This is a genomic window from Burkholderia sp. B10, from assembly GCF_004368385.1.
GTDB classification, from domain to species: Bacteria; Pseudomonadota; Gammaproteobacteria; order Burkholderiales; family Burkholderiaceae; genus Burkholderia; species Burkholderia vietnamiensis.
The window spans coordinates 1-26,200 of the sequence record NZ_PQMX01000078.1; the positions used below are offsets into that span (position 1 = coordinate 1).

Annotated in this window: 22 protein-coding genes and 1 pseudogene; 8 read left to right on the top strand and 15 right to left on the bottom strand. The window is 70.7% G+C overall.

The window, feature by feature from the left end; all coding sequences use genetic code 11:
* On the bottom strand, positions 1-742 hold a 742-nt coding region (locus C3Y15_RS26770), incomplete at its 3' end, for a TetR/AcrR family transcriptional regulator (protein ID WP_134206896.1).
* Positions 743-934: 192 nt separating this feature from the next.
* Here C3Y15_RS26770 and C3Y15_RS26775 point away from each other — a divergent pair.
* The 4 genes from C3Y15_RS26775 to C3Y15_RS26790 are packed head-to-tail and all read left to right on the top strand — an operon-like array spanning position 935 to position 4,362.
* A complete protein-coding gene (locus tag C3Y15_RS26775) occupies positions 935-1,147 on the top strand; it encodes a hypothetical protein (protein ID WP_059456757.1) in 213 nt (70 codons plus the stop codon).
* Positions 1,129-1,866, top strand: a complete 738-nt coding sequence (locus C3Y15_RS26780; RefSeq protein WP_059456678.1) for a YoaK family protein — start codon at positions 1,129-1,131, stop codon at positions 1,864-1,866. The genes C3Y15_RS26775 and C3Y15_RS26780 overlap by 19 nt, the downstream gene beginning before the upstream one ends.
* A 55-nt stretch (positions 1,867-1,921) precedes the next feature.
* Positions 1,922-2,875 (top strand): hypothetical protein, encoded by a 954-nt coding sequence (locus C3Y15_RS26785; protein WP_059456677.1) that lies wholly within the window; start codon positions 1,922-1,924, stop codon positions 2,873-2,875.
* 14 nt (positions 2,876-2,889) lie between these two features.
* Positions 2,890-4,362 carry an alginate export family protein gene (locus tag C3Y15_RS26790; protein ID WP_059456676.1) on the top strand — a complete coding sequence of 491 codons (1,473 nt, stop codon included), beginning with the start codon at positions 2,890-2,892 and terminating at the stop codon, positions 4,360-4,362.
* A 34-nt stretch (positions 4,363-4,396) separates the two neighbouring features.
* On the opposite strand, the gene C3Y15_RS26795 is transcribed toward C3Y15_RS26790, so the two are convergent.
* Together C3Y15_RS26795 and C3Y15_RS26800 are read right to left on the bottom strand one after the other, a co-directional pair.
* Positions 4,397-5,302 (bottom strand): LysR family transcriptional regulator, encoded by a 906-nt coding sequence (locus C3Y15_RS26795; protein WP_059456675.1) that lies wholly within the window; start codon positions 5,300-5,302, stop codon positions 4,397-4,399.
* 301 nt (positions 5,303-5,603) lie between these two features.
* Positions 5,604-6,524, bottom strand: a complete 921-nt coding sequence (locus tag C3Y15_RS26800) for an AraC family transcriptional regulator (RefSeq protein WP_059579975.1) — start codon at positions 6,522-6,524, stop codon at positions 5,604-5,606.
* A gap of 405 nt (positions 6,525-6,929) precedes the next feature.
* Between C3Y15_RS26800 and C3Y15_RS26805 the strand changes: the two genes are divergently transcribed.
* The 3 genes from C3Y15_RS26805 to C3Y15_RS26815 all read left to right on the top strand — a co-directional run bounded on the left by C3Y15_RS26805 (position 6,930) and on the right by C3Y15_RS26815 (position 12,827).
* Complete coding sequence (locus C3Y15_RS26805; RefSeq protein WP_124260069.1) at positions 6,930-10,028, top strand: winged helix-turn-helix domain-containing protein; 3,099 nt, start codon at positions 6,930-6,932, stop codon at positions 10,026-10,028.
* Positions 10,029-10,160: 132 nt separating this feature from the next.
* Positions 10,161-12,068 (top strand): amidohydrolase, encoded by a 1,908-nt coding sequence (locus C3Y15_RS26810; protein WP_059456756.1) that lies wholly within the window; start codon positions 10,161-10,163, stop codon positions 12,066-12,068.
* 84 nt (positions 12,069-12,152) lie between these two features.
* On the top strand, positions 12,153-12,827 hold the full coding sequence (locus tag C3Y15_RS26815) for a hypothetical protein (protein ID WP_059456672.1): 675 nt from the start codon (positions 12,153-12,155) through the stop codon (positions 12,825-12,827).
* Positions 12,828-12,915: 88 nt separating this feature from the next.
* Here C3Y15_RS26815 and C3Y15_RS26820 read toward each other — a convergent pair whose 3' ends face one another.
* The 12 genes and pseudogenes from C3Y15_RS26820 to C3Y15_RS32425 all read right to left on the bottom strand — a co-directional run.
* Positions 12,916-14,028 (bottom strand): alkene reductase, encoded by a 1,113-nt coding sequence (locus C3Y15_RS26820; RefSeq protein WP_059456755.1) that lies wholly within the window; start codon positions 14,026-14,028, stop codon positions 12,916-12,918.
* Between the two features lie 46 nt (positions 14,029-14,074).
* Positions 14,075-15,292, bottom strand: a complete 1,218-nt coding sequence (locus C3Y15_RS26825) for an MFS transporter (protein WP_011880443.1) — start codon at positions 15,290-15,292, stop codon at positions 14,075-14,077.
* A gap of 181 nt (positions 15,293-15,473) precedes the next feature.
* Positions 15,474-16,391 carry a LysR family transcriptional regulator gene (locus C3Y15_RS26830; RefSeq protein WP_011880442.1) on the bottom strand — a complete coding sequence of 306 codons (918 nt, stop codon included), beginning with the start codon at positions 16,389-16,391 and terminating at the stop codon, positions 15,474-15,476.
* 85 nt (positions 16,392-16,476) lie between these two features.
* On the bottom strand, positions 16,477-18,738 hold the full coding sequence (locus C3Y15_RS26835; RefSeq protein ID WP_059579989.1) for a molybdopterin cofactor-binding domain-containing protein: 2,262 nt from the start codon (positions 18,736-18,738) through the stop codon (positions 16,477-16,479).
* Entirely contained in the window at positions 18,738-19,238 is a 501-nt protein-coding gene (locus tag C3Y15_RS26840) for a (2Fe-2S)-binding protein (RefSeq protein WP_011880440.1), read from the bottom strand. Before C3Y15_RS26840 ends, C3Y15_RS26835 begins: the two co-directional genes overlap by 1 nt.
* Positions 19,235-20,521: a c-type cytochrome gene (locus tag C3Y15_RS26845; RefSeq protein WP_059456670.1), complete on the bottom strand. Its 1,287-nt coding sequence runs from the start codon at positions 20,519-20,521 to the stop codon at positions 19,235-19,237. Before C3Y15_RS26845 ends, C3Y15_RS26840 begins: the two co-directional genes overlap by 4 nt.
* 259 nt (positions 20,522-20,780) lie before the next feature.
* On the bottom strand, positions 20,781-21,920 hold the full coding sequence (locus tag C3Y15_RS26850) for an amidohydrolase family protein (RefSeq protein WP_059548713.1): 1,140 nt from the start codon (positions 21,918-21,920) through the stop codon (positions 20,781-20,783).
* Positions 21,917-23,590, bottom strand: coding sequence for a cation/acetate symporter ActP (gene actP, locus C3Y15_RS26855; protein WP_060043006.1), 1,674 nt, complete (start codon positions 23,588-23,590; stop codon positions 21,917-21,919). The genes C3Y15_RS26850 and actP overlap by 4 nt, the downstream gene beginning before the upstream one ends.
* The gene (locus C3Y15_RS26860) at positions 23,587-23,946 is read right to left on the bottom strand and encodes a DUF485 domain-containing protein (RefSeq protein WP_011880436.1); all 360 of its coding nucleotides are present in this window, start codon (positions 23,944-23,946) and stop codon (positions 23,587-23,589) included. Before C3Y15_RS26860 ends, actP begins: the two co-directional genes overlap by 4 nt.
* Positions 23,947-24,010: 64 nt before the next feature.
* Complete coding sequence (locus C3Y15_RS26865; protein ID WP_059496379.1) at positions 24,011-25,237, bottom strand: FAD binding domain-containing protein; 1,227 nt, start codon at positions 25,235-25,237, stop codon at positions 24,011-24,013.
* Position 25,238: 1 nt separating this feature from the next.
* Entirely contained in the window at positions 25,239-25,712 is a 474-nt protein-coding gene (locus tag C3Y15_RS26870) for a VOC family protein (RefSeq protein ID WP_011880434.1), read from the bottom strand.
* 158 nt (positions 25,713-25,870) lie between these two features.
* Positions 25,871-25,963 (bottom strand): annotated as a pseudogene (locus C3Y15_RS32425) (type VI secretion system baseplate subunit TssE); the annotation flags it as partial.
* On the opposite strand from C3Y15_RS32425, the gene C3Y15_RS32025 reads away from it, so the two are divergent.
* On the top strand, positions 25,929-26,200 hold a 272-nt coding region (locus C3Y15_RS32025; RefSeq protein ID WP_208328106.1), incomplete at its 3' end, for a hypothetical protein. The pseudogene C3Y15_RS32425 and the gene C3Y15_RS32025 overlap by 35 nt on opposite strands.

A 26,200-nucleotide genomic window follows, 5' to 3' on the forward strand; every position in this document is an offset into this window, starting at 1 on the left:
GTGTGGGGGTGGGCGTGGGCGTTGGCTCGGGTGTAGTCGTGGCGGTCGGCGTGTCCGCCGCCACGCGCTTCAGCGCGGCCGGCGTGCCGTTCAGGAACGCGTCGATCTGCCGCTCGATCTCCGCGTCGACGTCGTCGGGCACCGGCAGCCCGTACACCCATTTGCGCACGCCGAGATAGAAGATGCTCGCGTGCAGGCTCCACACCAGCTCGATCTCCGCATTGCGCTGCGCGTCGGACGCCGGCGCCGGGATGTCGTATTCATGGCGCAGCTCGCGCAGCACGGGCAGGAACACGCGCTCGCGCAGCCGCGACAGATAGCGCGTATTGAACCCTTCGCGGCTCAGGCCGGCGAAGATGAAGGTGCGGATCCATGCGCGCCGCAGGATCGTCTGCGCATACGAACGATAGAACGCGACGAGCCGCTGTTGCAGCGGAATCGTCCGGTCGGCGATCAGTTTTTCCCAGTCGGGATTCCACGTGTAGACCTCGTCGTACACGCGATCGATCAGCGCTTCCTTGCTCGGGAAGTAGCGGTACAGCAACGGCTGCGTGACGCCGATCTGCCGCGCCAGCTCGCGCGTGCTGCCGGAAAAGCCGTGCGTCGCGAAGTGTTCGACCGCCTTTTCGACGATCTGCCGCTCGCGGGCCTCCGGCGTGAGGCGGCGGCCCGGCGTGGCGGCCGGTTCGGCGGCCGCCGTCCGGCTCGGGCGGGACGCTGCTTTGCGCTTGGTTTCGGTCATCCATCGGCTCCTGAGTGGCGCCCATTCTGCACTTATCGGTCGAAAAATAGCAAGGCGAGCCGGCCGCCGGATTCAGAAGATTTAAGTTCGCCGCCATGACTTTAAGGATGGGGTTCCTTAGGCTGCTCCGTGATCGCCGCACGCATCGGACGCCGCCCGGCGCCGGCCCGTGCGCCGCAACCGAAACGGACCATGCCTCATCTGATCTCGCTGGGAGCCGGCATCGCAGCCGGCCCGCCGTACTACCTGGCGCGCGTGCCGTCGCTCGCGCCGTCGTCGCTCCCGCCCGCCGGGCCGCTCGACATCGTCATCGTCGCGGGCGAGCCCGCGCTTCCGTTGATGGCCGCGCCGATGCGCGCGCCGCAGAGCACGAAGGAAGGTGCGTCATGCCAGCTGGCCAGCTAGCGGCAAGCGGCGCGAGCGCGCCCGATCAAGTGGCCGGCGAGGACGTGATGCTCGCGTCGATCGCGGGCTACGTCGACACGCTCGGCTTCGTCGCGCTGTTCGGGCTGTTCACCGCGCACGTCACCGGCAACTTCATCCTGATCGGCTCCGGCATCGCGGGCGTCGGGCAGGGCCTCGTGATCAAGTGGCTCGCGTTTCCCGCGTTCATCGCCGGGATCGTCGCCGCCCGCCTGCTCGATCACCGGATGCGCGTGCGCGGCCACGGCCCGCGCGCGTGCTCGCTGTATGCGATGCAGGCGATCCTGCTGACCGGCTTCATGCTGGCCGGGGTGGCGGCGTCGCCGATCGCGAGCGCCGATGCGCCCGCGACGATCCTCTGCGGGCTGCTCGGCGCCGCGGCGATGGGCGTGCAGAACGCCCACGGCCGGCTGACCGCGCGCTCGGTGGTGGCGAACACCGTGATGACCGGCAACGTCACGCAGGCCGTCATCGACGCATTCGACTGGCTCGTGCCGATCGCCGCGCCCGCGGAGCGGGAAGCCGCCCGCGCGCGCTTGCGGCGCACGCTGCCGCCGGTCGCCGGTTTTGCGCTCGGCGCGGGCGCCGGTGCGACCGCGTATCTGTATGCGGGGTTCTGGGCGCTCGCGCTGCCGCTGGCGGTGCTGGTGTTTCTTGCCTGTCGCGCGGGCCGCCGCGACGCGCGGCCCGCATCCCGCTGAATCCGAATCCGCGCGCGGCGCCACGCCGCGCGCGTCACCGTCAAGGAGAAACCCGATGAGTTCACTGAATCTGCGCAGCATGCTGCGCTCGACCGCCGCGGCGTCGGCCGTACTCGCCGCGCTGCTGGTCGGCGCGCCCGCCCATGCCGACGAAACCCACCTCGACGACATCGCGTCGCCGGCCGCCTCGACGCGCCTGCCGGCCGTCGCCGTAGGCCCGCAGTACGACACGACCCATGTGTGCGTGGCGCCGGAAGACTTCGATCGCTTCACCGACAGCTTCGTCGCGACCTTCGGCGGCAAGAAATCGCAGCAGGGCGTGTTCCAGGTCACGCCGACGCCGAGCCAGACGATGTCGCAACTCGTGCTGACGCCGGTCGGCACGGTTTCGGTGTTCGGCTTCAAGACGCCGATCCCGTATCCGTTCTGCGACGAGCGCACCGGCTATCTGGTCAGCGACATCGACGTGGCGGTGAAGTCGGCGCGCGCGCACGGCGCCGACGTCATCGTCGCGACGTTCCCCGATCCGATCGGGCGCGACGCGATCGTCCGCTGGCCGGGCGGCGTGAACATGCAGCTCTACTGGCACACGCAGGCGCCGAACTACGACCCGCTGCAGACGGTGCCGGAGAATCGCGTGTACGTGTCGCCGCAAAGCGCGAGCAAGCTCGCGCGCGACTTCGTCGCGTTCTCGCACGGCAAGATCGTGTCGGACGTGCGCCATGCGCGGGGCGTCGAGATCGGCCGGCCGAACGACACGTATCGCCGCATCCGGATCGAATCGGGCTTCGGCAAGATGACCGTGCTGGCGACCGACGGCCATCTGCCCTATCCGTTCGGCCGCGAGATGACCGGCTACGAAGTGACCGATCTCGCCGCGACGCTGAAGAAGGCCGAAGCGGCCGGCGTGACCGTGCTCGTGCCGCCGTTCGCATCGGATGGCCGTGAGGCGGCGCTGGTGCAGTTCCCCGGCGGCTACGTCGCCGAGATCCACGCGCGGACGAAATAACCGTGCGCCGCCCGATGAACCGAGCGTGGCGCGGCGCGCTGCCGTGCGTCGTGCTGGCGGGCGGCGTCGCGTTGCACGCGGGCGCGGCGGCCGGCGCCGAAGCGGCAGACGCGACGGCCCCGGCCGCCGCACCGGCTGCGACACCCGCAGCCGTGGCCGCCGCGACGTGCACCGCGAAGCGGCCCGTCGTGCTGTTCAACCGCTGGCAGGAAGACTGGTCGGTGCTCGCGAACCCGTGCGTGCCGCGCAAGCCGTTCGACTCGCTGAAATACGTGCCGCTCGGCGACGACCCGTCGACCTATCTGTCGCTCGGCGCGAGCCTGCGCGAGCGCTTCGAGCTGAACAACGCGCCGCTGTTCGGGCTGGGCGCGGCGCACGACGACAACTACGTGATCCAGCGCGCGAACGTGCATGCGGACCTGCGCTATCGCGGCCATCTGCAGGCGTTCGTGCAGTTCGTCGACGCGCGGCCGTTCGGCAAGAACACCGTCGGCCCGGTCGACAAGGATCAGCTCGATCTCGAACAGGCGTTCGTCGCGTACGTCGATCAGGTGGGGCCCGGCACGATCAAGACGCGCATCGGCCGGCAGGAGATGGCGTTCGACTTGCAGCGCTTCGTGTCGGTGCGCGACGGTCCGAACGTGCGGCAGGCCTACGACGGCCTGTGGGCCGATTATGAAATCGGCAAGTGGCGGCTGATCGGCTATGTGACGCGGCCCGTGCAGTACCGCGACGACGCGGCGTTCGACGACGTGTCGAACCGGCATCTGCGCTTCGACGGCGTGCGCGTCGAGCGCAACGGCACGGGGCCCGGCGACTTGTCCGCGTACTGGTCGCGCTATACGCGCGACAACGCGCGCTTCGCCGACGCGGCGGGCACCGAGCGCCGCGACGTGTTCGACGTGCGCTACGCGGGCAAGGCCGACTCGCTCGACTGGGACGTCGAGGCGATGCTGCAGACCGGTCACGTCGGACAGGACACGGTCGGCGCGTGGGCGTTCGGCGCACTGGGCGGCTATACGTTCGCGAAGACGCCCGGCACGCCGCGCGTCGGCATCCAGGTCGACGGCGCGTCGGGCGACGCGCATCCGGGCGACCACCGCGTCGGCACGTTCAACCCGATGTTTCCGAACGGCTATTACTTCACGCTCGCCGGTTACACGGGGTACAGCAACCTGATCCACGTGAAGCCGTCGCTGACGTTCAAGCCGTCCAGCTCGGTCACGGTGCTCACGGCCGTCGGCTTCCAGTGGCGGCAGACCACGGCCGACGCGATCTACGGGCAGGGGATGTCGGCCGTGCCGGGCACGGCGGGCAAGGGCGGCGCGTGGACCGGCATGTACGCGCAGGCGCGCGTCGACTGGCTGGTCAACGCGAACCTCGCGCTCGCGCTCGAGGCCGTGCACTTCGAGCTCGGCTCGTCGATTCGCGCGCTCGGCGCGCGCAATGCCGACTACGTCGGCATGGAAGCGAAGTTCGGCTGGTGACGCGCGTGACGGCCGACGTGTGACGCGTGATGCGTCATGCCGGCGCGCGGGCGAGCGCGGCGACGAAGTCGATGAACGCGGCGACGCGCTTCGAGCCGCGCTGGTTCGGCAGGTACAGCGCGGTGATCACCGCGCGTGCGGCGCCGGGCGTGACGTCGTAGTCGTCGAACAGCCGCCGCAGGCGGCCGGCCTCGACGTCCGCATCGACCAGCCAGTCGGGCAGCAGCGCGATGCCCGCGCCGTCGAGCGCGGCTTCGCGCAGCACTTCGCTGTGATTCGATTTGAGCCGGCCGGCGACGACGACCTGCGTGGTCCCCTGCGCGCCGACGAAGGTCCACGCCTGCTGGTCGACGCCGAAGTGAAAGCGCAGGCACGCATGGTCGACCAGGTCGCCGGGCGTGGCCGGCGTGCCGTGCGCGTCGAGGTAGCCGGGGCTGGCGACCACGTGGCGCCGGAACGTGCCGAGCGGGCGCGCGACGACGTCTGCGCTCGGCGCCGCGTCGCCGAGCCGGATCGCGACGTCGATCCGGCTCGTCACGAGGTCGACGCGTTCGTCGGTGAGCTGCAGGTCGATGTCGAGCTTCGGATGGCGCGCGAGCAACGTCGCGACGTGCGGCGCGATGCGGCGCAGCCCGTAGGCGACCGGCACCGATACGCGCAGCGGCCCCGACGGCTCGCTGCCGCGGTCGGCGACGAGCGCATCCGCATCGGCCAGTTCCTCCAGCACGCGCTTTGCCCGCGCGTAGTAGACGACGCCGGCATCGGACAGCGTCACCTGCCGGGTCGTGCGGTTGAACAGCACCGTGCCGAGCGATGACTCGAGCGCGTCCACCGCGCGCACCACCGACGAAGCGGCGAGTTCGAGACGCCGTCCGGCGCTCGAGAAGCCGCCGGCTTCGGCCACTTCAACGAACGCGCGCAGCGCGGAGAATTTGTCCATCGGGTCGCCCTCGTGCGTGTCGCAACGTCGCGTTGCATGCGGTTCGCATTCTAGCGTCGGCTGCGTTGCGCGCAGCGGCGGCGTGGGCGATCTTCAGGACGATTCAGGGGCGGGGTGGGAGGTGGGTTGCGAGGTGTGCGCGTGCATTCTGCGACGCGCATGCGCGACGGCTTCACGCAACCTCAGGTCGGCTTCTCCGACGGCGCGAGGCGCAGCAGCTCGGCCACGCTGTCGACGTTGAACGGTTCCATGAGCCTCGCATGGCGCACTGCGCGCCGACGCAGTTGCCCGGCCGACGCGATCAGCGCGAGCGCGCGCGGCGCCACGCGCCGGGCGGATGGCCGATCACACGCAGGAACACGCGGTTCAGATGGCTCTGGTCGGAGAACCCGCAATCGGCGGCGATCTCGGCGAGCGTCATGTCGGACGTCTCGATCAGATGGCGCGCCCGCGTCACGCGCTGTTCGAGCAGCCACTGGTGCGGCGTGCGGCCGGTGGTGCGGGAGAACGCGCGGATGAAATAGCCGCGCGACAGGTCGCATTCGTTCGCGACTTCCTCGATCGACACGCCGAGGTTCGCCTTTTCCATCAGCAGTTCCTTCGCGAGTGCCACTTTCGCCGGCGACAGCACGCCCTTGCGCTCGAGGTCGCGCACGCGCGCAGCGCCGTAGCGGCGCAGCAGATGGGTGCCCATCGCCAGCCCGATCTGCTCGATGAACAGCGCATCGAGCGGGCCGGGCGCGTCGAGGCTGTCGGCCACGGCGTGCGCGAGATGGCCGAGCACCGGGTCGCGCACGTCGGGCCGCGAGGTCAGGCCGCCGACCGCGCTGCCGCCGTGCTCCAGGCCGACGCGTTCGAGATACGCGGGCGGCAGCTCGACCAGCACGAAGTCGAAATTACCGTACAGGTCGGCGCGGAAATGGCGCGAGAAATCGCGAATGTAGATCGAGTGTTGCTGGAACCGGCGCTCGCTCGCGCCCGCGCGCCCGTAGAGCGTGCGGCGGTGGCCGCCGTTCAGCGATACGCCGACCAGGAAGCCGCGATCGCATGCGGGCATGTCGATATGCTCGACGTGCGCCTCGCGCATGCATTTGCGGTGCAGCTTCAGGCCGCCGGCGGCCGTTTCGATGTCCTTCGACAGCAGGCTTGCCGCGCAGCCGAGCGTGTCTTTCGGCGCTGGCGCGACCGGGGCGTCCGGCGCTGCGATGACGAGGTCGGGCATGGATTGTTTTCCTGCGAGTGACTCGTGGCGCGTTACGACGAGTCGAGTTTATACGGGCACGCGTGCGTTCAAAATGAATTTGTACAAAGGTCCGCTCGCGACCCTGACGATTGACTTTCGATGCTCGGGCGCGACGGCCGCACGCCCGAACGCCCGCGCGGGGCACGTGTGCGCGGGGCCCGGCACAGTATAGCGGCGCTGCCCGGCACGCAAGTGACCGCGCCGAGCGGCGCAGCGGTGCCCGCGCAGCGCATTTTCCTTCAAGATTTCCGCCGGCCGTCCTTTTACACTGGCCGTCAATTCGATATTTCCCCGCCCGGCGCGATCGCGCGCCGGGCTCCGACTTCCTGCCGCGTGAGCTGCCGCGCTCATGCGGCGGTCATCCTGAGGTACCCGGAGGCGGCCATGATCCAGATCGGTACTTTGTCGGTCGATTTCGAGCAGCGCGACATTCGCCGTCACGGCGCGTCGCTGCGCATCGGCGCGCGTGCGCTCGACATCCTCGAAGTGCTGCATCGCGCGAGCGGTTCGGTCGTGTCGAAGGACGACATCATGGATGCGGTCTGGCCGGGCCTGATCGTCGAGGAAAACCGGCTGCAGGTGCACGTCGCGACGCTGCGCAAGGCGCTCGGCGCCAATCGCGATCTGATCAAGACGGTTCCCGGGCGCGGCTATCTGCTCGTCGCGAGCGCGTCGGCCGCGGCCGGGCCGGTGCCGGACGTACCGGAGGGCGGCGAGCCTGGGCAGGGCGTGTCCGCGGCTGCTGCGTCTGACGAGTCTGCGGTTTCCTTGGCTTCCGCCGCCCCCGATCTCGCCGCGCTGCCCGACGCCTCCCATGCCGTGCCGACCCCGCCGCTGGTCGGGCGCGATGCCGAGCTCGCGCAGATCGTCGCCATGCTGGCGCGCACGCCGGTCGTCACGCTCGTCGGCTCGGGCGGCATCGGCAAGACGAGCCTCGCCGCGCATGTGGCGCAGGATGCGCGCTGCCGCGGGCGCGAGCGCGTGCTGTTCGTCGAACTCGCAGCCGCGTCGACGCACGACGACATGCTGATCGCGATCGCGGCCGAACTCGCGCTCGACGTCGACGGCGTACCGGCCGTCGAGTGCGTCGGCGCCGCGTTCGCCGAATCGCGCAGCCTGCTCGTGCTCGACAACGCCGAGCACCTCGTCGATCTGGTCGCGAAGCTCGTCGAAACCCTCACCTCCATTGCCGGGTCGCTGCGCGTGCTGGTCACGAGCCGCGAGCCGCTGCACATCTCGGCCGAAGCGGTGCTGCGGATGAGCCCGCTCGCGGTGCCGGCAAGCGATGCGTCGTTCGACGAAATCGTCCGGTGCTCGGCCGTCGCGCTGTTCCTGGAACGCGTCCGCGCCGCCGCGCCGGAGTGCCCGATCGACGAAGCGGCCGTGCGGCTGATGGGCGACATCTGCCGGCGCCTCGACGGGCTGCCGCTCGCGATCGAGCTGGCCGCGGCACGGGTGGCGACGCTCGGGCTCGCGGTCGTCGCGTCGCGGCTGGACGACCGGCTGAACCTGCTGACCGGCGGGCTGCGGTCGTCGCTGCCGCGCCATCAGACCCTGCGCGCCACGTTCGACTGGAGCTACGTGCTGCTCGATCCGACCGCGCGTGCGCTGTTTCGCCGGATGGGCTGCTTCATCGGGCCGTTCTCGTTCGATGCCGCGCGCGCGGTCGCCGCGGAGCCCGACACGTCGGCATCGGACACGATCGCGGTGCTCGGCGAGCTGGTCGCGAAATCGCTGGTGAGCGTCGAATTCCACGGCGCATACGTGTGCTACCGGCTCACCGAGTCGACGCGCGCCTATGCGCTGGAGAAACTGCACAACGAGGGCGAGTTCGAGCGGATCGCCGCGCGCCACGCGCAGTACGAGCGCGAACATGCGCCGGCGCATGTGGGCGTCGGCGCTGACGCAGGCACGGACGCGGACGGGCGCGCGGCGCACGCGGACGATGCGCGGGCGGATGCGCAAGTCCATGCGCAGGCCCACGCGCAAGCCCGGATCATGGCAGCGGGCGAAGCCGAAGCCGAAGCCGACGCTGATGCCCAAGCCCAAGCCGAAGCCGAAGCCGAAGCCACGACCGACCCGGCGCCGCCGGCCGCCGCCATCCCCGACCCCGACCTGTTGACGCACGCATTGCAGGAGCCCGCGCGGATGCGCGAGTCCGCCGCGCACGCGATACAGCTGCTCGACGCGCTGGACGCCGGCGCCGCCGCCCCGCTCGACGCGGGCCGCGAGATGCGGCTGCGCGCGGCGTGCGCGTCGGCGGTGCTGCACACCGACGGCGATGCGCTCGCGGCGGCCGCGATGTGGGATCGCACGCTGGGCCTGGCGGCCCGCAGCGGCGACGACGCGTTCGACGCGCGCGCGCTGGTCGGGCTGTGGAACACGATGCTGACGCTGTCCGACATCCACGAGTCGCTGCGCTACGCGATGCGCTTCGAGCGCGCGGCCGAGCGGCGCGGCGACCCGTCGCAGCGCTTGCTCGCGCATGCGATGGTCGCGACCTCGCTGCATTATTTCGGCGAGCATGCGCAGGCGCGCGAGCGGCTGGAGACGGCCACGGCCGGCCTGGCGGACGCCGGCGAACCGCCGTGCGCGCAGGCGGCGCTCGGCGTCGACGTGGCGACGCTCGCGCGCACCATGCTCACGCGGCTCGTGTGGATGCAGGGCGAGCCGGAAGCGGCGATGCGCTTCGCCGCGCAGGCGGTCGAGTGTGCGCGGCGCGCGGGCTCGCCGCTCGCGCTGTGCATCGTGCTCGGCGCGGCCGCCGTGCCGATCGCGCTGCGCTACGGCGATCACGACATCACGTCGGACTATCTCGCGACGCTGCGTGCGAGCGCCGCTGCGCACGGCTTCGACATCTGGCGCAGCCACGCGGAATGCCTGACCGGCCAGTTCGACATCCAGGCCGGCCATCCGGGCGCGGGGCTCGCACGGCTCGAGCCGGCGCTGCAGCGTGTCGACGCCAGCGGGTTCCGCAGGCTGCTCGCGCCGCTGAACGTCGCGTATGCGGAAGGGCTGGTGCGCACCGGCCGCGCGGCGCAGGCGCGCGTGCTGCTCGACGCGACGCTCGCGCGCTGCCGCGCGCACGGCGAGCACCTGTTCGTCCCCGAACTGCTGCGCGTGCGCGGCGTCGCGATGCTCGAGCACGCGCGTACCGTCGGCGCCGACCTCTCGGTCGCGTGCGAGGCGGACGGGCAGCGTCATCTGCAGATGGCGATCGAGACGGCGAACGCGCAGGGCGCCGGGATGTGGGCGCTGCGCAGCTCGCTGGATCTCGCCGATCACCTGATCGAGCGCGGGCGTACCGCGCAGGCGTCGACGCTGGTCGCCGGCATCGCGCACGACTTCGACCCGCGCTCGCGCTCGCACGACGTGCGCCGGCTGCTGCGGGTGCAGAGTTTCGTGCGTCAGGACGCGGCGCCCGTGCCGTCCCGCCCGCGCGCCCGACACGACGCCGTCGACGCGGCGCAGCAGGGGGCATGACGATGCGCGCGTTCGGGGCGGCGGGGCCGCTGTGGGTGGGCGGCATGCGTGCCGCCGCGCGCGTGCCGGCTGCATTGGCGAGTGCGTACGCGCCGCGGACCGCGCGGCGCGCCGCGCACCGGAGGCCCGACAGTGCTTAGAGCGACGGAACCCGCGCACTCGGCGGATCTCGTCGTCTTCAACGGCAAGATTGCGACACTGGACGAGCGGGGCTCGTTCGTCAGCGCGCTCGCGGTGAAGGACGGGCGCATCGTCGCGACCGGCGACGATCGCGACGTGCTGCGCCATGCGGGCGTCGCCACGACGCGCATCGACCTGCACGGCCGCACCGTGATTCCCGGCCTCGTCGATGCGCATCTGCAGGCGATCCGCGGCGGCCAGACTTTCAACCTCGAATTGCGCTGGGACGGCATACCGTCGCTCGCCGACGCGCTCGACCGGTTGCGCCGACAGGTGCGGCGCACGCCTGCGTCGCAGTGGGTGCGCGTCGCCGGCGGCTGGAGCGCGCTGCAGTTCGCGGAAAAGCGCGGGCCGACGCTCGCCGAACTCAATGCGATCGCACCCGATACGCCCGTGTTCGTCCAGCATCTGGGCGACAGCGCGTGGCTGAACGCGGCCGCGCTGCGCGCGCTCGGCTACGACCGCGACACGCCCGATCCGGGCGGCGGCGAACTGCGGCGCGACCGCTACGGGCGACCGACCGGGCTGCTGCTCGCGCGGCCCGACCCGGCGGTGCTGAGCGCGGCGCTCGACCCTGCGCCGGCGCTGTCGGACGCCGACCGCCTCAATTCGACGCGACAGTTCATGCATGCGCTGAATCGCGTCGGCGTGACGAGCGCGATCGACGCGGGCGGCGACGGCCTCGCCTATCCGGACGACTATGCGGCCGTCATGACGCTCGCGCGGCGCGGCGAGCTGACGACGCGCATCGCCTACGCGCTCGGCGCGCGGCATGCGGGCCGCGAAGTCGACGACTTCGCGAAATGGATCGCGCTGACGGCGCCCGGCGACGGCGACGCGTTCCTGCGCGCGCACGGCGCCGGCGAGCGGCTGCTGTTCTCGGCGGTCGATCTCGGCAACTTCCTCGAGCCGCGCACCGAGCTGCCGGCGTCGCTCGAGGCCGATCTCGCGGCCGTCGTGCGGCTGCTGGTGCGTCACCGCTGGCCGTTCCGGCTGCATGCGACCTACGACGAGTCGATCGGCCGTTTCCTCGACGTTCTCGAAGCGGTGAATCGCGAGCTGCCGTTCGACGGCTTGCGCTGGTGCTTCGATCGTTGTGAAACGCTGTCGGACGCCAATATCGCGCGGATCGCGGCGCTCGGCGGCGGCGTGACCGTGCAGCCGCGCATGGCGTTCCAGGGCGAGGCGTTCATCGCGCGCTACGGCGCGGCCGCGGCGCGCCGCGCGCCGCCGATCCGCGCGATGCTCGCGGCCGGGCTGCCGGTCGGCGCGGGCTCCGGTGCGACGCAGACGGCCGGCTACAACCCGTTCGTCGCGCTGCACTGGATGGTGTCGGGGCGCTCGGTGGGCGGCACGGCGCTGTACCCCGCGCGTGCGCGGCTCGGCCGGATGGAGGCGCTGCGCGTGCACACGCTCGGCAGCGCGTGGTTCTCGGCGGACGAGCACCGCAAGGGCGCGCTGACGCCCGGCCGGTACGCGGACTTCGCGGTGCTGAGCGACGACTACTTCGCGATCGACGTCGCGCGCATTCCGCAGTTGTCGTCGGTGCTGACGGTCGTGGACGGCAAGGTCGTGCACGCGGACGCCGAATTCGCGTCGCTCGCGCCGCCGTTGCCGCCCGTCAGCCCGGCGTGGTCGCCGGTGGGCGACCGCGGCGCAGACGGCGGCGCCGACGAGGCGGCGGGCGGCGCGCGAGCCCATGCGCGCGCGTCGGCGGCGGCGGGCGCATGCGCCGAGCCGGGGATGGACGCGTGCCGTACCCGCGGCCACGGACGCCGCTTCGCGCGCGCGCGCTTTCCGACGGCGAGCGCGGCCGGCGATCGTTGCGACGCGTTCGGCTGCCGTTGCGTCGGGTTCTAGCGCGCCGGCCCGGCGTGCCGCGTGCGCGGCCGCGCGTTGCATTGAACGATTTTCCGCCCCGTGCACGGGGCATGAGGAGACGAGATGAATGCTGCGCACACGCGCGCACCGGCTGACGGCGGCGAAGTGGCCGGCGTGCGCATTCCGCGCACGCCGCTGGCGATCGACGCGGCCGACGCGGCGCGCGCATCGTTGCCTGCCGCGCTCGCCGCTCACGCCGCGCGCGTATTCGTGTTCGCGTCGCTCGCCGCGCGGCGCGCGGGCGACCCGTGCGATGCCGATGCGCTGTATGTCGCCGCGATGTACGTGAACATGGGATTGAGCCACGCGTACTGCCGCTCGACCGCCCGTTACGAGCTCGACGGGGCGGATGCCGCGCATGCGCTGCTGCTGCGGCATCGCCGCTCGCGGCGCATGCGCGACGACGTGTGGCACGCGATCGCGCTGCATACGACGCCGGGCGTGGCCGTGCGCGCATCGCCGCTCGCGCGCGCGCTGGCCGGTGCGGTGTCGACCGATCTGATGGCGACCGACTTCGACGCCTATACGGCCGACGAGCGGGCCGCGCTGCTGGCCGCGTACCCGCGCGGCAACGGCTTTCGCGAGGCGTTTCTCGACACGGTCGCGCGCGGCGTCGAACATCGGCCGCAGTCGACGTTCGGGACGTGGAGCGCCGACGTGCTCGAACGCGCCGATCCGGATTTTCATCGGCCGAACTTCTGCGGGCGCGTGCTGGGCGCGCGCTGGACCGACGCGTGACGGCGTCGGGGCGGCCGGGCGATGGCCAGCTGCCGAGGGACGGGGCGGGCAGCGACGGGTAACTGCACGCCGTCCACGCCCCACATCCCTACACGGCCGCTTCCGCCGCATCGTGCCGCGCATAGTCGACGTAACCGGCGCGGTCGCCGCCGTACCAGCCGATCGACTTCGGCTGCGCGAGCGGCGCCCGCGTCGCGATGCGCTCGACGAGATCCGGATTGGCGATGTACGCACGCGCGAACGCGACGAGATCGGCGTCGCCGGCATCGATCAGCGCGTTCGCCGCGTCCGGCGCGATGCCGCCGTTGACGATCAGCGTGCCGCCGAACGAGCGGCGCGCCTGCGCGACGATGCGCGGCAGATCGGGCTCGCCGCTCCAGCCGTTGGTGTCGGCCGCGTGCAGGTAGGCGACGCCCGCGTCGTCGAGCATGCGCCCGACGTAGGCGTAGGTCGCATCGGGATCGGCGTCGCGCACGTTGTTGTACTTCGCGTACGGCGAGACGCGCACGCCGACGCGGCTCAGCGGCATCACGCCGCCCACCGCGTCGACGATCTCCTCGAGAAAGCGCGCGCGGTTCGCGACCGAGCCGCCGTAGCGATCGTCGCGGCGGTTCAGCGTCGACGACAGAAACTGGTGCGGCAGATAGCCGTTGGCCGCATGGATCTCGACGCCGTCGAAGCCCGCGGCCATCGCCTGCATTGCCGCGTGGCGGAATTCGGCGACCGCCGCGACCACTTCGTCGGTCGTCATCGCGCGCGATGGCGTCGCGTGGATCTTCGTGTAATAGCCGTTGCGCAGCTGCGCCCACACCTGGAGCTGTTCGAGGTCGTCGTTCACGCCCGACGGCGACAGCGGCGCGGCGCCGTCGAGCAGCGCCAGCGAGCCGACGCGCCCGCCGTGCCACAGCTGCGCGAAGATGCGCCCGCCGTGCGCATGGACGGCGTCGGTGATCTTCTTCCAGCCGGCGACCTGCGCGTCGTCGATCAGCCCGGGCGTCGCTTCGAACGCCGCGGACGCCGTGCTGACGTTGGTCGCCTCGGTCACGATCAGCCCGGCCGACGCGCGCTGCGCGTAGTACTCGGCCATCAGTTCGGTCGGCAGGCCGCGCGACGGCGCGCGCGAACGCGTCATCGGCCCCATCACGACACGGTTGGGCAGCGCGAGGCCGCGCAGGTCGTAGGCACTGAGCAGGGAAGACATGGTGGACTCCTTTCGTTTCACGTTGGGCGCGGTGACGTCCGCGCGGTCAGCCTTGGGCGTGGCGGCGCGCATGCGGCCGCCCGATCGCGAGGTAGTGCGCGAGCGCGACGACCGGGAACACCCCGGCCACCGCCGCGACGAGCGGCCAGCCGCCGCGTTCGTAAAGCGGGCTCGCGAGCGCCGAGCCGAGCGCGCCGCCGACGAAGATGCTCGTCATGTACAGCGCGTTCAGGCGATTGCGGCTCGCCGCGTGCAGCGCATAGATCTCGCGCTGGCCGAGCACCATGTTCATCTGCACCGCGAAGTCGAGCACGATGCCGGTGACGACGAGCCCGTACAGGCCCGCGCCGTGCACCAGCGCGATCGCATACGCGAGGGCGCCGGCGATCAGCGCGATCAGCGTCGCGCGCACCGTATGGCCGGCGTCCGCGAGCCGGCCGGCCACCGGCGCCGACGTCGCGCCGATCGCGCCGACCAGCGCGAACACGCCGATCGCCGTTTGCGACAGGCCGTAGTGGCGCGTCAGTTCGACCGGCACGGCGGTCCAGAACAGGCTGAACGACGCGAACATCAAGCCCTGGTAGAACGCGCGGTGACGCAGGATCGGCATCGTGCGGACCAGATGCAGCAGCGAGCCGATCAGCTCGAAGTAGGTCGCGCGATGGTCGGGCTGGCGCGCCGGAATCGTCAGCGCGAGCACCGCGGTGACGAGCGTCATCAGCACGGCCGCCGCCGCGAACACGAAGCGCCAGCCGAACGCGTCGGCGACCACGCTCGACAGCGGACGCGCGAGCAGGATGCCGAGCAGCAGCCCGCTCATGATGGTGCCCACCACGCGGCCGCGCGAATGATCGGGCGCGAGATGCGCGGCGAGCGGCACCAGGATCTGGACCGCCACCGAGCTGAAGCCGATCAGCAGCGAGATCGCCAGAAACAGCCCGGCGGTGTGCACGAACGCGGCCGCCGCGAGGCTCGCGATCGACACGACGGCCGTCACGATCATCAGCTTGCGGTTCTCGAGCAGGTCGCCGAGCGGCACGATGAAGAACAGGCCGAGCGCATAGCCGATCTGCGTCAGCGACACGATCAGGCTCGCCGTATCGCCCGACATGTGGAGCCCCGGCGCGATCAGTTCGGTGATCGGCTGCGCGTAGTACAGGTTCGCGACGATCGCGCCGCAACTGAACGCGAACAGCAGGATCAGCCCCTGCGTGAGTTTGGCGCCGTGCGCGCCCGCCGCGAGCGGCGTTGAATCTGCTGACATGGTCGACTCCTGAAAAAGGGAAGGGCGGGCGCCGTATCACCGCGCCGGCAGCGCCTGTCGGCCCGGCGGGCGACGATGCACCGCATTGCCGTCGATACTATTGATCATTCGATAAAACGGGAATCGAGCGGGCACGCAATCGAGCGTTGCGCGGCACGCAAAGGTGCCGCGCCGCGCGGGTTCAGCCGCGCTGGCCCTGCAGGGTGGGAATCCGCTCGAACTGGCTCGCGAGCCAGTCGACGAACACCTTGAGCTTGACGGGGATGTGACGGTTGGGCGGATACAGCACCGAGATCGGCCGCGGCGGCGCGTTGAATGCGGTCAGCACTTCGCGCAGCCGCCCCGACTTCAGGTACGGGTCGACCAGATACAGCGACGTCTTGATGAGGCCGATGCCGGCCACGCCGCACTCGATGTAGTTGTCCGCATCGTTGACGGCGACCGTGCCGCACATCTGCACGACGCGCGGTTCGCCGTCGACCACGTAGTCCCACACGCGCGGCCGGCCGGTGTCGGCCGAGATGTGGCTGACCGCGACGTGCTGCGCGAGATCGTCGACGGTCTCGGGTTCGCCGAAGCGGGCGAGGTATGCGGGCGACGCGCACGTGCAGGTGGTCAGGCTGCCGATCCGCTTCGCGATCATCCCCGAGTCGTCGAGCGCGCCGATGCGCACCACGCAGTCGACGCCTTCGCCGACCAGGTCGATCTGCCGGTCGGTCACGCCGAGCTCGATCATGATGCCCGGATGCGCTTCGAGAAACTCCGGCAGCGCCGGCACCACGACCTGCCGCGCCATCGCCGGCGGCAGGTTGACCTTCAGGCGGCCGCGCGGCACGTTGCGCGCATGCGAGACCGACGCCTCCATGTCGTCGATCTCGCGCAGCACCGCGACCGAGCGCTCGTAGTACGCCTGACCGTCCTCGGTCAGCGAGATGCGGCGCGTGGTGCGGTTCAGCAGCCGGCAGCCGAGGTGCTGTTCGAGTGCGCTCAGCAGCGCGGACACGCGCGGCGTCGTGAGGCCCGTGGTGTCCGACGCGCGCGTGAAGCTGCCGGTTTCGACGATGCGCGTGAACACGCGCATCGAAAGCAAGGTATCCATCGTCGGGGTTCTCCAGGCGGTGGGCGCGTGGCGCCGGTGCGTGCCGGCGCCAGCGGCGCGGGTAGGTCGGGCGTCGCGCGGCGCGCTACGCGTCGATGCGTTTTCTCAGCGCGTCGCCGGCGAACGGCATCTCCCGCATGCGCTGGCCGGTCGCATCGAAGATCGCATTGGCCAGTGCGCCGGCGGTCGGCCCCATCGACGCCTCGGCCGCACCGAGAAACGGCGCGCCCGGACGATTGACGAGGTGCACCTTCACGCTTTGCGGTGCGGCGGAGAAACGCAGGATAGGATAACTGCTCCAGTCGAAGCTGCGGATCCGCTCGGTGTCGTATTTCAGCGCCTCGTACAGCGTCCAGCTCGCGGCCTGCACGATGCCGCCTTCGATCTGGTTGCGGATGCCGTCCGGCGACACGATCTGGCCGGCGTCGACGGCCGCTTCCGCGTGCTCGAGCGTGACCTGCCCCGTCTCCGGCACGATCGACACCTCGACCGCGATCGCGACGTACGCCATCAGGTTCTTGTACTTGCCGAACGCGAAGCCGACGCCGCGGTTGCGCGCGCGCGGCGGCCGCGGCCAGCCGAAGTGCGTCGCGACGAGCTGGATGACCTGGCGCGCGCGATGGTCGTCCATGTGGCGCAGCCGGAACTCGACCGGATCGACGCCGGCCGCGTGCGCGAGCTCGTCCATGAAGCTCTCGATCGCCCAGACGTTGGTGTGCGCGCCGAGCGAGCGCATCGCGGAGGTCTGCAGCGGCATCGTCGGCGAGAAGTTGTTGACGATGTGCTGGTTCGGCAGCGTGTACAGCGGGATCGCGTTGCGGTCGGCGCCGCCTTCGGGCTGCAGCATCGGCGTCGACGGCGCGGGCACGAACGGCGGCTCCAGCATGCGCGCGGGCAGCAGCCGGCCGGCGTCGACGATCCGCTCGTTGTGCGAGCTGCTCCACAGCGCGTAGTTCCAGTCGACGATGCGGCCGCTCGCGTCGAGCGACGCGCTGACCTCGGTCACCATCGCCGGCGTGAAGTGATCCCACGTGTGTTCCTGCTCGCGCATCCACTGCACGCGGATCGGCTTGCCGGGCAGCGCGGCCGCGATCAGCGCGGCGTGCGCGGCCACGTCGTCCGCGCCGTTGTGGCCGTAGCAGCCCGAGCCCTCGGTGTGGATGCAGCGCACGTTCGCCTTCGGCATCGACAGCATCTGCGCGAGCGCATCGCGCAGCGGGTAGACGCCCTGCGAATGGGTCCACACCGTCATCGTTCCGTTCTCGAGATGCGCGACCGAACACGACGGCCCGATCGACCCGTGCAGCAGATAGTTCTTCAGGAACGTCGCGTTCAGCGTCTTCGTGGCCGGCGCCGTCGCCGCGTGCGTGTTCGCGATTTCGATGCGCTGCGTCGAGATCCGCTTCAGGTCCGCGTGGACGGTGGCGCGATCGGGCAGCTTGCGGCCCGGCGACCAGCGGCTGCCGGCGGCCAGCGCGCGCTGCGCGACCACCGCCTGCCACTCGCCCTGGGCGACCACCGCGAGCATGCTGCCGTTGCGCACGATCCGCACGACGCCCGGCAGCTTCAGGATCGCGGCTTCGTCGAACGACAGCAGCTTCGCGTCGTACACCGGCGGCATCACGACGCGCGCGTGCAGCATGCCGGGCAGCTGCATGTCCTGCACGTAGCTGACGCCGCCCGTGACCTTGTTCGGAATGTCGACGCGCGGCAGCGACGTGCCGATGACCGCGAACGTCGACGGATTCTTCAGCGGCGAGGTCGGCGCCGCGTTGCGGTGCAGGTCGACCGTGCGGATCGCGTCGCCGTAGGTCATCGTGCGGCCGTCGGGCGCGCGGATCACCGCGTCGGCCGTGGTCAGCGTGTTCGGAGCGACGCCCAGGCGCTTCGCCGCGCCCTCGACCAGCAGCGCGCGCACCTGCGCGGCCGCATTCAGCAGCGCGGAGCCGCTGTCGGCCATCGTGTGGCTGCCGGCGGTCAATCCCTCGTCGGGCGACGCGCCGGTGTCGGCCGTCAGGAACGTGATCAGCGACGGCTTCATGTCGAGCTGCTCGGCGGCGACCTGCAGCAACGCGGTGCGAATGCCGGTGCCCAGCTCGACCTTGCCGGTGAAGACGGTCACCTTGCCGTCGGGCGCGATCTTGATCCACGCGTCGAGCAGCGGATTCGTCTTCAGGCTGCCGGCCAGCGTCTGCGTGGCTTTGGAGACGTGAACGGCCGCGCCTTCGTCGGCGATCACGAGCTGCGCCGCCGCGCGCGCGGCGGGCGCGAGCGTGAACGCGACGAACAGCGCGCCGGAGACGATGAAATGCCGGCGGCCTTCGTCGATGTCGTCGTGGGAATTCATCACAGTGCCTTGCTGATCGTGACGGGAGCGGAAGCCGGTTCCGGGGCCGGCAGCCCGGCGACCGAGCGCACGGCCGCGAGAATGCGCATGTGCGTGCCGCAGCGGCACAGATTCGGTTCCATGTGCGTGCGCAGCTCCTGCTCCGTCGGTTTCGGATTGCGCTCGAGCAGCGCCTGCGCGCGCATGATCATGCCGGCGATGCAGTAGCCGCACTGCGCGGCCTGGTGCTCGACGAACGCGCGCTGCAGCGGCCCCGGATGCTCGGCGGTGCCGAGGCTTTCGATCGTGCGTACGTTGCGCGAACCGACCGCGGCGACCGGCATCAGGCACGAGAAGGTCGGCTTGCCGTCGACGATCACGGTGCAGGCGCCGCATTGGCCGAGCCCGCAGCCGAACTTCGCGCCGTGCAGGTGCAGGTCGTTGCGCAGCGCGTACAGCAGCGGCGTGGATGGATCGATGTCGAGCGTGTGCCGCACGCCGTTGACGGTGAGGGTGATCATCGGGCGGTGTCCTCTTTTCTGAGCTTGGCGGCCATCGCGTCGGCACCGGTCCACGCGGGGCGATCGGTGTATGCCGCGCGAACGTACGCGGCGAGATCGGCGATCTGCGCATCGTCGTACTGGTCGACGAACGACGGCATGTAGTTCAGCGTGTCCTCGCCGTGCCAGCCGATGCCGTTGAACATCATCTGGATCGCGTTGCGCGGCGTATCGGCGTTCAGCGCGGTGCTGAACGCGAGCGTCGGACGCTCGCCGATCGACTGCATCGGCGCGCCCGGCCCGTGGCACTGCGCGCACGACGCCTGGAACAGCACGGCACCGCGCTGCGCGGCCGGGTCCTTCGCGATGCGTTCCGACCCGGACGCGGTGTCGCGCGCCCGCGCATCGGCCGGTTTCTGGATCGACAGGATGTACGTGGCGATCGCTTCGACGTCGTCGGCCGGCACCGTCGCGAGATCGCGCGTGACCGGCAGCATCGGCCCCGCTGCGGCACCGTGCTCGCTCGCGCGGCCGGTGCGCAGATACGTGATGAGCTGGGCCTGCGTCCATGGGCGCGCGGCGTGGCCGAGCGCATTGAGCGGCGGCGCTTCCCAGCCGTCGACGAGGCCGCCGTCGAACGCGCGGCCGCCCTGTTCGCCGCCGATCGCATTCAGCGGCGAATGGCACGACGCGCAGTGGCCGAGGCCGTCGACGAGCATCCTGCCGCGATTCCATTGGGCGGACTGCGACGGGTCGGCGCGATAGGCGCCTTCACGCAGGAACAGCACGTTCCAGAACGCGACCAGCGGCCGGAAGTTCAGCGGGAACATCAGGTCGTTGGCCGGTGCGCTCGCGTGTACCGGCTCGCGCGTCATCAGGTACGCATAGGCTGCGGCGATGTCGTCGTCCGACATCCGCGTGAAATGGATGTACGGGAACGCCGGGTAGAGCGGCTGGCCGTTGCGGCCGATGCCGGTGCGCAGCGCGCGGGCGAACGCGTCGCGCGACCAGCGGCCGATGCCGGTGTCCGGATCGGGCGTGATGTTGGTCGCGTAGATCGTGCCGAACGGCGTCGCGAGCGGCAGGCCGCCTGCGAACGGCTTGCCGTCCTTCGCCGTGTGGCACACGACGCAATCGCCGAGCGCGACGACGCGCGCGCCCGCGCGCACGAGTTGCGGATCGAACGACGCGGCGGCCGGCGGATCGATCGGCGCGATCGCGGGCCGGACCATGATGCCGATCGCGACGGCGATGCCCGCGATCGCGATGCCGGCTGCGCCGATCCAGAGTCGCTTGTGCTTCATGCGTGCTCCGTGCGCGTCGGGGCGCCGCACGACGCGTGCAGGCCGTGTCGTGCGGGTCGGGTTGTCGCGCGCCGGTGATGGGCGACAGGGGTCATGTGATTACTCCAGCAGTCGATGACGAGCGCACGCGCGGTGCTGCGCGGCAGCTCAGGAGGGCAGTCTACGCACGGGGCGCGATCAAGACCTGAAGCCCGGCTGAAACGTTCTGAACGCATAGGCCGGTGAACAGGCCCCGGCGCGGCGCGCGCCACGCCCGCGCCTAGATCCGCAGCAGCCGGCCGGCATTGCCGCCCAGCACCATCGCGCGCTGGGCGGCGGTGAGGTCCAGCCGGTCGAGAAAGCGCACCGGCTGCGCGTAGCCCATGTCGAAACAGTAGTCGCTGCCGAGCACGAGCCGGTCGATGCCGACGGTGTCGATCAGGAAGTTCAGCACCGGCCCCGAATGCGACACGGTGTCGTAGCTGAAGCGCCGCAGATAGCTGCTCGGCTGCTGCGCGAGCCGGCGCGTTTCGGGCCGCACGGTCCAGCCCGCATCGAGCCGCCCGACCAGGATCGGCAACGCGCCGCCCGCATGCGGTAGCGTGAAATGCAGCGCCGGATGGCGGTCCAGCACGCCGCCGAGGATCAGATGCGAGCCGGCGATGGCGGTGTCGAACGGATTGCCGAGCAGGTTGCTCAGATAGAAATCGCCGAGCCGCGCGCCGCCGACCGTCTGCTGCGGATGCAGGAACACCGGCAGCCCGAGCTGCTCGATGCGGGCGAAGACCGGCGCGAAGCGCGGGTCGTCGAGGTCGCGGTTGTCGATGTTGGTGCCCATGTAGACGCCGCGCATGCCCGGCAGCTGCGACGCGCGTTCGAGCTCGTCGATCGCGTCGGTCGCATCGAGCATCGGCAGCGTCGCGAGCACGACGAAGCGCGTCGGATGACGCTGATGCACGCGCGACGCGGCCGTGTTCCAGGTGCGCGCCAGTTTCGCGTTGAACGGCCGGTCGCCCCAGTACGCCATCGGCACGCTCAGCGACAGCGCCTGCACGTCGACGCCGGATGCGTCCATGTCCGCGAGCCGCGCGTCGACGTCGATGAACTTCATCGGCAGCGGCCCGAGGCCGCCGGCCGGCGTGCGGAACGTGAAGCTCGTGTCGTCGCAGGTGAACGCGCCGCCGAACGGCTTGCCTTCGCCGCCGACCAGCGTGCAGAAGCTCTCGGGGTAGTAGTGCGCGTGAATGTCGATCGCGCGCGGGTGGGCGGCGGGCGGCGTGGCTGAAGCCGACGGAGCCGATGGAGCCGAGCCCGGTTCGGCGGCCGTCGCCGGCCGTCCGGCAACTGCCGCGCCGGCGAGCGCCGCGAAGGCGCCGAGCACGCGGCGCCGGCCGCTGGACATGCAGCAGGTACAGGTCATCGTGTCGTCTCCAGGTTGTGATGGTCGTGCTGCGACGGCGCGACGCCCAACTCGCATGCGACGAGCTGCAGATCGAACAGCGCGCGTTCGCGGCGCGCGCGGGCCGACCGGTCGGTCACCGACACCGCGACGATCGCGACGAACGCCGCCGCCATCGAGAACAGCGCCGGATACTCGTACGGGTAGGGCGCATGCGCGTGGCCGAGCACCTGCACCCAGACGGTCGGGCTCAGCACGGTCAGCGCGACCGCGGTGACGAGGCCGACCGCGCCGCCGACTACCGCGCCACGCGTGGTGAGCCCGCGCCAGTAGATCGACAGCAGCAGCACCGGGAAATTGGAGCTGGCCGCGATCGAGAACGTCAGGCTGACGATGAACGCGATGTTCTGCTTCTGAAACGCGATGCCGAGCACGATCGCGAGCACGCCGAGCACCAGCGTCGTCGCGCGCGCGACGCGCATTTCGTCGCGGTCGGTGGCGCGGCCGCGGCGCAGCACGTTCGCGTAGAGGTCGTGCGAGATCGCCGACGAGCCGGCCAGCGTCAGCCCGGCGACCACCGCGAGGATGGTCGAGAACGCGACCGCGCAGATGAAGCCGAGAAACAGGTCGCCGCCGACCGCATGCGCGAGATGGATCGCGACCATGTTCGCGCCGCCCGCGATCGCGCCGCTTGCGTCGTGATACTGCGGGTCCGCGGCAACGAGCGCGATCGTGCCGAAGCCGATCACGATGATCAGCGCATAGCCGGCGCCGACGATGCCGGTCGCATGGAGAATGCTCTTGCGCGCGGCGCCGACGTCGCCGACGGTGAAGAAGCGCATCAGGATGTGCGGCAGGCCGGCCGTGCCGAAGATCAGCGCGAGCCCGAGCGACACCGCGGACACCGGATCGGACACGAGCCCGCCCGGCCGCATGATCGCCGCGTGCTTCGGATGGATGCGCATCGCCTGCGCGAACAGCGCGTCGAGGCTGAAGCCGAAGCGGCTCAGAACCATGACCGCCATGAAGGCCGCGCCGGCGAGCAGCAGCACGGCCTTGACGATCTGGATCCACGTGGTCGCGAGCATGCCGCCGAAGAACACGTAGACGACCATCAACACGCCGACGATCACGACCGCGACCGTGTAGTTCAGCCCGAACAGCAGCTCGACCAGCTTGCCGGCGCCGACCATCTGCGACACCAGGTACAGCAGCACGATGACGATCGAGCTCGACGCCGCGAACGCGCGGATCGGGCGTTGCTGCAGCCGGTACGACACGACGTCGGCGAGCGTGTACTTGCCGAGGTTGCGCAACGGCTCGGCGATCAGGAACAGGATGATCGGCCAGCTCGCGAGGAAGCCGACCGAATAGATCAGCCCGTCGTAGCCGCTCGTGAACACGAGCGCGGAGATGCCGAGCAGCGACGCGGCCGACATGTAGTCGCCGGCGATCGCCCAGCCGTTCTGCAGCGCGGTGATGCGGCCGCCGGCCGCGTAGTGATCGGCGACGCTGTGGTTGTGGCGCGCGGCCCAGCGCGTGATGACGAGCGTCGCGGCGACGAACAGCATGAACATGCCGATCGCGAGCGGATCGTGCGCGGGCGCATGCACGGCCGGTGCGGCCGCGCATGCGGGCGTTGCGCCGGCCGCCGCGACGATCGACGCAGCGATGGTGGCGGCGCGCTTCATTGGCCGCCTCCGTCGCGAATCGACGCGACGCGCGCGTCGTGTACCGAATTGGCGCGCCGCACGTACAGCGCGACGAGCGCGAAGGTCGCGACGAACATCCCGAAGCCGACGGGGATGCCCCACGTCGTCGTGCGGCCCGGCGCGATCGGCCGGCCCAGCCAGGCGGGCGAGAACGCCAGCGCGAGAATGAACGCGAAGTAGAGCGCGAGCATGACGGCGGTCAGCGACCACGCGAACCGCCTTCTGCGCGCGACGAGTTGGCGGAAGCGGGCATCGCGCAGCAGCGGGTGCTGGGGCGCGGCGAATGCGTCCGGATCGGGGACGGGGCCGGCGCAAGCCGGAATCGAGCGGTTCACGGTGTCTCCTGGTTGGTATCGGTCATGACGTGGTGCGGCACGTCGGGCAGGCGGCCTGCGCGATTCACAGTTGCGGCGGCACGGCGGTGTCGCGCATCACGATTTCGGGCGTGCGATAGCGCTCGGCCATTTCGCGTTCGGTGTCGTTCTGCAACTGCGCCTGCATGTACGCGCCGAGATGACGCGCATGCTGGACGATCGCGGCGCCGAACGCGGTGCGCGTGTCGCTGTAGGCATGCAGCGCATCGAGCGTATCGGCGTGGGCGCCCAGCGCCTGCACGAGCGCCATCGCGTCGCCGGCCGCCTTCGTGACGCCCATCCCGCAGTGCGGGCGCGCGACGAACGCGGCGTCGCCGAGCAGTGCGATCCGGCCGAACGTCATGTGCGGCACCTCGAGGTCGTAGATCGGCTGAAACAGCGGCTGCGCGGCGCGCGACACGACTTCCGCGAACTGCGGCGCGAGCAGCGCATGCGCGGCGTCTTCCATCGCGGCGAGCACGTCGGGCCGGATCAGCGTCGGCGGAATGCCGCCGGCCCACTGCTTGCCGGTCGCGTCGGTCAGCAGGTTCGGCAAGTCGGTGTCTTCGCGGGTCGCGCGATACCAGACGAAGTTGTAGCGGCGCTCGCCGGGCTGCGTGCTGTTGTGCCGCCCGGCAACCGGGTAGCCGAGGATCTGTTCGCGGGGCGGCAGCCCGAATGCGAACTTGCCGAACAGCGTCGCGTGCGTCGTGTCGGACAGCTCGCGTTCGTCGACCAGCCCGCGCCACGCGACATAGCCCGCGTATTGCAAGCGCGCGTCGGGCAGGAAGGTTTCGCGGATCGCCGAGCGCAGGCCGTCCGCGGCGACGACGAGATCCGCGTGGACCACCGAGCCGTCGGCGAGCGTGACCGACGCGCGATCGGGGCCGTCCGCCACGTCGGCGACCACGGCGCCCGCGTGGTAATGCTGGTCGGGCAGCGCGGCGCGCAGCACGTGGTACATCTTGCTCCACGCGGTGAGCGTCTGCGGCAGCGGCCGCTCGGAGGCGAGCGAGCCGTCGCGTGCGAGCGTGATGCGCGCCTCGACGTTCACGCCGATCGACGCGTCGATCCGGACGCCGGCCGCGCGCAGCACGTCGAACAGCTCGGGATGCGTGACGATGCCCGCGCCGCGCCCGGACAGTTCGTCCGGCACGCGCTCGAACACGTCGACGTCCCAGCCGTTGCGCAGCAGCAGGTTCGCGGCGAACAGGCCGCCCAGTGAGCCGCCGACGATGGCGGCATTGCGCTTGGTCGAATTGCGGTCGTTCATGTCACGCTCCACGGGTAGCCGCGGCTGCGCCGCGCGGGTCGAGGCCGGCCACTTCGGCGGCCGGATAGTTCAGTTCGATGGTCACGCCCGACGGGTCTTCGATGAAGATCTGATGCAGCCCGAGGCTCGGCACGGTGCGGTCGCGCCACGCGACGTTCTCGGCGCGCAGCGTGCGCCACATCGCTTCGACGCCGGTCGCGAGGAACGCGATGTGATCGACGGTGCCGGTGCCTGTCGCTGGCACGGCCTTGTCGCCGAGATAGGCGGCAAGGCCGCGCGGGTCGGCCGGATCGATGCCGATCAGGTGCACGATTCCGTAGTCGGCTTCGTCGTCGCCGGCGTATAGCCACGCGCCCGGGAAGTCGAATGGCGGGCGGTAGCCGCGCTTGAAGCCGAGCACCCGCTCGTAGAACCGGCACGACCGGTCGAGGTCGAGCGTGCGGATCGAGTAGTGCGCGAGTCGCGAGACAGGCATGGCGAACTCCTTGTTTATCGAGAGATAAGTTATCGGTCGATAAATTCTAGGCGAAAAGACGCACGGCACAAAGCCGGAAGTGCGCCGTGTTAACCCTCGGTGTCGGATGGGGCGGGATCGGGCCGCCGCGGCTGGGTTGGAGTGACCCGGGCGTCGAATCAGTGGCGGTCAGCCGCCCGGCGTGTCAGCCACATGCGGCCGGGCGGCTCGAAGTCGGTGCCGAACCGCACCAGGCCGGCTTTCTTCAGATGGCCGCGTCAAGGCCAGCCGCTTGATGTAGAACCTGGACTGATCGGCAAGCAGCCGGGACGCCATGCCTACGAGCAGGCCGCCGTTGAGGGGACCGATATCCCGGACCATCTCTATCGTGAATTCGGAGTTGCCGGCCCGTCAGCGAGCCGTGATTGCATCGAACGATGCTCTGGAATACAGCACAAAGTCTGGGGTTCCGACCGTGGCCTCTCGGCAGGCTACAACCCGCGTTATAG

What these genes read in the sequence shown, in the direction of transcription:
- C3Y15_RS26790 (WP_059456676.1), top strand. Translation starts at nt 2,890, where the DNA reads ATGAACCGAGCGTGGCGCGGCGCGCTGCCGTGCGTCGTGCTGGCGGGC.
- C3Y15_RS26835 (WP_059579989.1), bottom strand. Translation starts at nt 18,738, where the DNA reads ATGAATTCCCACGACGACATCGACGAAGGCCGCCGGCATTTCATCGTC.
- C3Y15_RS26825 (WP_011880443.1), bottom strand. Translation starts at nt 15,292, where the DNA reads ATGTCAGCAGATTCAACGCCGCTCGCGGCGGGCGCGCACGGCGCCAAA.
- C3Y15_RS26850 (WP_059548713.1), bottom strand. Translation starts at nt 21,920, where the DNA reads ATGACCTGTACCTGCTGCATGTCCAGCGGCCGGCGCCGCGTGCTCGGC.
- C3Y15_RS26815 (WP_059456672.1), top strand. Translation starts at nt 12,153, where the DNA reads ATGAATGCTGCGCACACGCGCGCACCGGCTGACGGCGGCGAAGTGGCC.
- C3Y15_RS26785 (WP_059456677.1), top strand. Translation starts at nt 1,922, where the DNA reads ATGAGTTCACTGAATCTGCGCAGCATGCTGCGCTCGACCGCCGCGGCG.
- C3Y15_RS26775 (WP_059456757.1), top strand. Translation starts at nt 935, where the DNA reads ATGCCTCATCTGATCTCGCTGGGAGCCGGCATCGCAGCCGGCCCGCCG.
- C3Y15_RS26805 (WP_124260069.1), top strand. Translation starts at nt 6,930, where the DNA reads ATGATCCAGATCGGTACTTTGTCGGTCGATTTCGAGCAGCGCGACATT.
- C3Y15_RS26845 (WP_059456670.1), bottom strand. Translation starts at nt 20,521, where the DNA reads ATGAAGCACAAGCGACTCTGGATCGGCGCAGCCGGCATCGCGATCGCG.
- C3Y15_RS26780 (WP_059456678.1), top strand. Translation starts at nt 1,129, where the DNA reads ATGCCAGCTGGCCAGCTAGCGGCAAGCGGCGCGAGCGCGCCCGATCAA.
- C3Y15_RS26800 (WP_059579975.1), bottom strand. Translation starts at nt 6,524, where the DNA reads ATGCCCGACCTCGTCATCGCAGCGCCGGACGCCCCGGTCGCGCCAGCG.
- C3Y15_RS26840 (WP_011880440.1), bottom strand. Translation starts at nt 19,238, where the DNA reads ATGATCACCCTCACCGTCAACGGCGTGCGGCACACGCTCGACATCGAT.
- C3Y15_RS26795 (WP_059456675.1), bottom strand. Translation starts at nt 5,302, where the DNA reads ATGGACAAATTCTCCGCGCTGCGCGCGTTCGTTGAAGTGGCCGAAGCC.
- C3Y15_RS26870 (WP_011880434.1), bottom strand. Translation starts at nt 25,712, where the DNA reads ATGCCTGTCTCGCGACTCGCGCACTACTCGATCCGCACGCTCGACCTC.
- C3Y15_RS26865 (WP_059496379.1), bottom strand. Translation starts at nt 25,237, where the DNA reads ATGAACGACCGCAATTCGACCAAGCGCAATGCCGCCATCGTCGGCGGC.
- C3Y15_RS26820 (WP_059456755.1), bottom strand. Translation starts at nt 14,028, where the DNA reads ATGTCTTCCCTGCTCAGTGCCTACGACCTGCGCGGCCTCGCGCTGCCC.
- actP (WP_060043006.1), bottom strand. Translation starts at nt 23,590, where the DNA reads ATGAAGCGCGCCGCCACCATCGCTGCGTCGATCGTCGCGGCGGCCGGC.
- C3Y15_RS26830 (WP_011880442.1), bottom strand. Translation starts at nt 16,391, where the DNA reads ATGGATACCTTGCTTTCGATGCGCGTGTTCACGCGCATCGTCGAAACC.